This window comes from Sulfuricurvum sp., from assembly GCF_049305995.1.
Lineage (GTDB): Bacteria > Campylobacterota > Campylobacteria > Campylobacterales > Sulfurimonadaceae > Sulfuricurvum.
The window spans coordinates 1-6351 of record NZ_JBAQPS010000119.1; the positions used below are offsets into that span (position 1 = coordinate 1).

Genomic DNA, 6351 nt, shown 5'->3' on the forward strand with positions numbered 1-6351 from the left:
GAGAGGACACTTGGGGCAATAAGCATAGAAGTACACCTTGTGTAATATTTTTGTTATTTTAGCGAAAAAGGTTTGTAGATACCTTTTTTCACTTCTGACGCAGGAGAGAAGAAGTCTTTTAGTTAAATAATTGTGAATGTGATCCGATACGAGTTAATTTCAAAATGTCATCCTCGATACAATAGATAATCAACAAATCTCCCGAAATATGAAACTCTCTAAAATCCTCATAATCACCGATTAGGGGATGATCTTTTGCTTCTGGCGGAAGAGGATGTTCTTCTAAAAGCATGGCTAAAAACTTCAAATACTTAGCGTATTGTGCATCCGATATTTTGATTTTGGCATACTCTTTTAGAAACGTCTTAGTGCGAAACAGCTGCATGTTCTCTCTCAAGATCACCCAACGTTATAAACTCCCCTTTGAGTTCTTTGGCTTCTTTCATCGCTGTAATCGTCTTTTTGTTGGGGATTTTTGCCTCAAAAGGGAGTCCGTGATTGAGGACAACCATGCGGTTAAACATATTGATCGCCTGCGCATAGCTCATACCAACAAACTCCAGTATTTCACGCGCTTGTTTATAATCGTCTTCTTCGAGCCGTATGGTTGTTTGCATTTTAGACATAACGTCTCCTTTTAATTGAATTATATCCCAGTTGGGATGCACATGTCAACACGCAAATTTAATTTAAAATATTGTTGGTGTAACTTAAAAAGTGAAGATTGAATGCTTATAACTCAATTACAACATGATGAAATGATTAAAGCTAATCCAAACAAAGCTATAGAGTAATAAAGTAGAGATTCTAGCCAATGACAGTATTGGCTACTTTGAGCACATGTGAGGCTTGTGTGAGTATTGGGGTATTCAATTTTTATTTTTCCGAATACCTCTTAAAGCTTGTTACAGTAATCTCATCTTGAATTACTAGGCGGAGTTGTTCGTAACTATCGTGTTAAAAAAAAGATAAAATTACTTCCCTCAAAACTCAAATTAACCTGTACCCCTTTTTTGTTTTGTGCCATCTCCATAAGTGCTTTAGCATCCCCATAGGTACGGGGAAGGGTAATATCAATACGGTGTTTGGTTTCTCCTAAAAGAGACTTTGTTCGTCCTCCGATAATATTGACGAATTCAGCTAAAGCATCTAAGATGCTTTCTTCATCTTCTGTTGCTTCACCAATAAGAAGTTCACATGCTTTTCGAGCTATTTCTTTTGGGAAAACCAAAATAATCATTCCGTCAATATCACCATAAAATCCAATGGAACTAGCATATTGGTTTTCACTATTAGGAATGTCTAATATTTGGATATTCATTCCATTTTTAATTGCTTGAGCATTTGTCATCATAGCAATGGTTGAAACAGTGGCATCAATAAAATTTGGAAGTTCATTGACTAATGCTTTGTTAAGTGTACGGATGTGTTTAGAAGAAGCGGCATTACTGCCTCCGAGTTCTTGCAGAAGCTCTTTATTTTTGAGAATATCATCCATATGTTCAAAAAAAAGTATTCCGGCATCTTCAAGATCATTTTTGAAACTTTGAGGGGTTTTTTCAAAAGTGAGCCCCACAAAACAAATGCTTGCATTGTATTCAGCAGCTGAAGATGCAAGTTTGGTAAAAAAGTTTAATGCATGGACGTTCATTGAGACCACTTTATACGCATCAAAAATGAAGAGGCGAAAGCCGACATTAAGTGAATTGTTATGGTAAGCAATATTAAAAGTATTACCAATTTCAGCATCTAAAAAGTTAGCAATAGTGTAAATAATCGCATTTCCGGTTACCCTTGTTGCAATTTTTTGCCCAAATAATCCTAGATAGGTATCTTCTATAATTGCATAGTAAAGATCTGGATGCTGTTTTTTTTCATCAAACTCTTTTTTACTTTGAGCAATGACCGGATTCTGACCGTAATCAAAGAGCTCAATAGCCATGGCGGAGCGTTGGGAGGGGTCATCGTTATAGAGAAGAACTGTTTTTGAATCGCTTTTATTAGAGGGGGCAAAGAGTTCAGCAATTTTTTCGGTGCGGAAAAGGGAAAAATTAAGATTGTTTCCATAAAAAGTGGTGATTGTTTTGAACTTTGCACTGTCGTAGTCGCATAATCCGACCGAAATATGTTTTTGATTTCGGATAGAGGTAAGTAATTTAACAAAAACATCAAGCCCATTTTTGTTGAAGAAGATCACTTTTTTTAGTGACACCAACAGCATATCGATGTTAAGTGATTCAGTTGCTTTAATATCGTCAATATTTAAAAATGATGGTGCATTATTGCTATCTAAAAATCCTTGCGGATGAAAAACAGCGACTCGCCCTTTAACGGTTGCTCTCATCGTACTCCACCACCTGCATAAAAGATTCGTAAATATCTTGGACAAAGTCGATTTGAAAATCGATAAATTCGTTTAAGCCTGCATTTACATAGGTATTTTGGCTAAGTTCGAAAAAGAGAAGAAGGTGCATCCATTTGGCAAGAGTCTCTTCTTCTGGAGAGACATCCTGATCGAGTCCCGATGATGCGTGTACGATACGGCTGATCGCAGGGGGCATTTCCCATTTGTCTGCAACTTGAGTACAAAGATCAAATAATGTTTGTTTACTGAGGCGATAAAGAATTGTATTGTAATCTAGAGCTTTTACGCTTTTAAGCAGTTCAACGTCGGTTTTATAAGCACCGAAAAGGGCATCACAGACGATGATACTTGCAGGAAGAAGGGTAATAGCACTTTCCGTATCATGATTGAGTAAGCCTAAATGACGGAGAATTTTTTCCCATTTTTGACTGAGCGAAGCCTGAAAATCATAGAAAGTATGCTGTTGAAGAGTAAAAAGTTGCCATTTTTTTGGAGTGAGCAGACTTAGGAGATAATGGTAAAGCATTTGCTGTGTTGTTGATACTCCTAAAATACCAAATATTTGAGATACTTCATGTACCTCATTTCGAAAGCCATAAATAGGGCGATTCACCAAAGTTTTAAGATAAAACTTGAGGGCAGGGTCTTCCTCGGCACATTTAGCCGCTTTGATTAAATCTCCTTTACGAGCATGATCAAGAGTTTGTTTCAGTATAGAGGGAGCCGGTGGAATGTTTTGAATATAAAGGGAAATTTGCTCAGCTGTAACCACAGGGTTATTTTCCAATCAGGTTTATAGTTTTTTAAAGATAGTAATATTGTAATGAGGGATAGATTAAAGGTGCCTTTAATATGGGCAATCCTTTACTTAAGGTAAACTTTGGGTTAAATACGATAAAATTCGCAACTAAAATTTACGCAAGGAGCCCCAAAATGGCAAGAAAATGTGCTATTAGCGGTAAAGGCCCAATGAGCGGGAACAACGTTTCTCACGCGAAAAACAGAACTAAACGCCGTTTTTTACCAAACCTTCGTACTGTTCGTGTAACACTTGAAGACGGTACTACCAAAAAACTGAGAATCGCTGCTTCTGAGCTTCGTACTCTTAAAAAAGATTCGTAATCTTCCGCGTGGTCTCACGCACACAGGGAGTTTACTCCCACCATTTCTTCACAAAAACTTCTCATTTTTAATTTTGAACTAGGTTTCTCTGTTTATAATAAGCCATATCTAATTACCCTTTTTGTATCAGGAGTATTTCATCATGTTTACCATTAACCCTATTGACGGCGGTGTTTGCGCGGCGAATGGCTTTTTTGCCGACGGAATCCACATTGGATTGAAAAAAGACTTTGCCAAAGATTTGGCATTCATCTATTCCGAAAAGCCATGCGCTATCGCTTCGGTCTTTACCACGAACAAAATGACGGCGGCACCAATTCGCCATTTTCGTGCACAAGGGGATTTTGAGGGGAACTTTGTCCTCATCAATTCTAAAAATGCGAACGCTATGACGGGGCGTGCTGGGATTGATGATATTGATGAGGTACTAAATGCTCTGAAAACAAAATTTCCTCAAATCCAAAATCCGGTGATGAGTTCAACAGGGGTAATCGGGGTACGTCTGCCGAAAGCCAAAATCATCGAGGGGGCAATGAATTGTGATCTCTCTCATCGAGAGGGGGTCAATGCTTCCGAAGCAATTATGACGACCGATACCTTTGCTAAACGCCTCGCGTACGAAGTGACTCTCGTGAATGGAAAATCATTCCGAATCGGTGCGATGGCGAAGGGTGCAGGGATGATTAATCCCGCAATGGCAACGATGCTCTGTTTTATCACGACCGATGCAGCAGTAGAGAAAGCAACTATGCAAAATATCCTCGATGAGTGTGTCCATACGACGTTCAATGCGGCGAGTGTCGATGGAGATACCTCGACAAATGATACGGTACTGATAATGGCAAACGGTGAGAGTGGAGTGTTTCATGCCACTGCGTTCAAAGAGGCGTTGGAATCCATCATGCTCTTTTTAGCCAAAGAGATGGTGCGTGACGGCGAGGGAGCAACGAAGCTCGTAACATACAAAGTAACCGGAGCGATCAACCACAAAGAAGCGGAGATTGCGGCAAAAGCCCTCTCTAATTCACTCCTTGTTAAAACGGCACTTTTTGGGCAAGACCCTAACTGGGGACGTATCGCTTCAACCGTAGGGGCGAGTGGGATCATGTGTGATGAAGCGTTTCTTAGCATTTGGTTTGATGATATCTGCGTTTATAAAAAAGGGGAGTTACTCTTTGATGAAAAACTCGAACCGTTTGCGGCGGCGGTGATGCAAAAATCAGCGTTTACGATTCACTGTGACATCGGGTTGCAAGACGGCGAATTCACCGCCTATGGATGCGATTTGGGTCATGAATATGTCAAAATTAACGCGGACTACCGCACGTAGCAAAAGTTTTTCTAGTAAAGCTTTTTCTCGTCATTCCCGACTTGATCGGGAATCCAGCTCTTCTTTAAAGATGGATCCCCGGGTCAAGCCCGAGGATGACGACCCTCTTCGCATTATCTCACCCTAAGTCTCCTCTTGCTATAATCGCGATAATTTAAGCCCTACAGGATAACCATATGCGCGGATATAAAATTTTCAGCGGTTCAGCGTGTACCGAGTTTGCAGAGGAAGTGTGCAGAACCCTCGATGTTCCCCTCTCCAAAGCATCTATCAAACGTTTTAGTGATGGAGAGATTAACGTTCAAATCTCTGAAAGTGTCCGTGGACGTGATGTTTTCATTATTCAAAGTACAGGTGCTCCATCAAATGATAATTTGATGGAGTTGCTCATCATGACCGATGCACTTCGTCGCTCATCGGCCAACTCCATCACGGCGGTTGTACCGTATTTCGGATATGCACGACAAGACCGTAAAGCGGCTCCGCGTGTTCCGATTACCGCGAAACTCGTTGCTGATATGTTCGAAACAGCAGGGATTGACCGTGTTGTCACTATCGATTTACATGCAGGTCAAATTCAAGGTTTCTTCGATATTCCGGTAGATAACCTCTACGGTGCGATTATTTTCGAAGAGTATATCCGCTCTAAAAATCTTGCAAATCCTGTAATCGCCTCTCCTGATATCGGTGGGGTTGCGCGTGCTCGTTATTTTGCTGAAAAATTAGGGTTAGAGATGGTTATCGTCGATAAACGTCGTGAAAAAGCGAATGAATCCGAAGTAATGAATATCATCGGTGACGTAGCGGGTAAAGATATCATTATTATCGATGATATGGTTGATACTGCAGGAACGATGGTTAAAGCGGCATCTGCACTCAAAGCGCGCGGGGCAACGTCGGTTATGGCGTGTGCGACCCACGGAGTACTCAGCGGTAAAGCGTATGACAATCTCAACAACGGTGAGCTCGATGAGTTGGTTATTTCAAATACCCTTGTGTTGAGCGGTCAAAGTGATAAAATCAAGGTTCTAAGCGTTGCACCTTTGTTTGCTGAAGTGATTCGTCGTGTTTATCACAACGAGAGCGTAAACTCACTTTTTAGTTAATCTTATTAAATAGTGCGAAGTATATTCGCACTGCCCATATATTAATCACAACATTTAACATAAAACTTGCATACTCAACTATCATCTTGCTATAATAGCCCCAAATAATAAGAGGGGATAAAATGATTCGTCGCATCACGACTACATCCCCACGTCTGCGCTCTTCGAGAGAGAGAGAGAGAGAGAGAGAGAGAGAGTAAACACGGTGGTGCAAACGTGCCGACTCTAAATTTCAAATCCTATTTTTTTCTCATCATCCAAAAATCCCCTTTTATCACCCATTTTCAAACCACCTCCCCGCCATGAATTTCTTCTTAACCGTCATACCCTACAGGGCACAAGAACCTCTTTGAGGTCCCGTACTTGATACGGGATCTAGATTCTAGTCTCGTTCCCGCTCTTTCGAGTGGAATGTATACATAATATAG

8 protein-coding genes are annotated in these 6351 nt (G+C 40.5%); 3 read left to right on the top strand and 5 right to left on the bottom strand.

What is annotated here, in order from left to right:
- Positions 1-118: 118 nt before the first annotated feature.
- From WA010_RS03905 to WA010_RS03920, 4 genes are all read right to left on the bottom strand, one after another.
- On the bottom strand, positions 119-385 hold the full coding sequence (locus tag WA010_RS03905) for a type II toxin-antitoxin system YafQ family toxin (RefSeq protein ID WP_299990184.1): 267 nt from the start codon (positions 383-385) through the stop codon (positions 119-121).
- Complete coding sequence (locus WA010_RS03910; RefSeq protein WP_422555853.1) at positions 366-626, bottom strand: type II toxin-antitoxin system RelB/DinJ family antitoxin; 261 nt, start codon at positions 624-626, stop codon at positions 366-368. Before WA010_RS03910 ends, WA010_RS03905 begins: the two co-directional genes overlap by 20 nt.
- A 323-nt stretch (positions 627-949) precedes the next feature.
- Positions 950-2344 carry a chemotaxis protein CheX gene (locus WA010_RS03915; RefSeq protein WP_422555854.1) on the bottom strand — a complete coding sequence of 465 codons (1395 nt, stop codon included), beginning with the start codon at positions 2342-2344 and terminating at the stop codon, positions 950-952.
- Entirely contained in the window at positions 2328-3137 is an 810-nt protein-coding gene (locus WA010_RS03920; protein ID WP_422555855.1) for an HDOD domain-containing protein, read from the bottom strand. Before WA010_RS03920 ends, WA010_RS03915 begins: the two co-directional genes overlap by 17 nt.
- A 161-nt stretch (positions 3138-3298) precedes the next feature.
- On the opposite strand from WA010_RS03920, the gene rpmB reads away from it, so the two are divergent.
- From rpmB to WA010_RS03935, 3 genes are all read left to right on the top strand, one after another.
- Positions 3299-3487, top strand: a complete 189-nt coding sequence (gene rpmB, locus WA010_RS03925; protein WP_015652778.1) for a 50S ribosomal protein L28 — start codon at positions 3299-3301, stop codon at positions 3485-3487.
- 142 nt (positions 3488-3629) lie between these two features.
- Positions 3630-4817: a bifunctional glutamate N-acetyltransferase/amino-acid acetyltransferase ArgJ gene (gene argJ, locus WA010_RS03930; RefSeq protein WP_422555856.1), complete on the top strand. Its 1188-nt coding sequence runs from the start codon at positions 3630-3632 to the stop codon at positions 4815-4817.
- A 176-nt stretch (positions 4818-4993) separates the two neighbouring features.
- The gene (locus WA010_RS03935) at positions 4994-5923 is read left to right on the top strand and encodes a ribose-phosphate pyrophosphokinase (RefSeq protein WP_422555857.1); all 930 of its coding nucleotides are present in this window, start codon (positions 4994-4996) and stop codon (positions 5921-5923) included.
- 89 nt (positions 5924-6012) lie between these two features.
- Here the strand turns inward: WA010_RS03935 and WA010_RS03940 are convergent, their stop codons facing one another.
- Positions 6013-6159 (bottom strand): hypothetical protein, encoded by a 147-nt coding sequence (locus WA010_RS03940; RefSeq protein WP_422555858.1) that lies wholly within the window; start codon positions 6157-6159, stop codon positions 6013-6015.
- Positions 6160-6351: the final 192 nt, after the last annotated feature.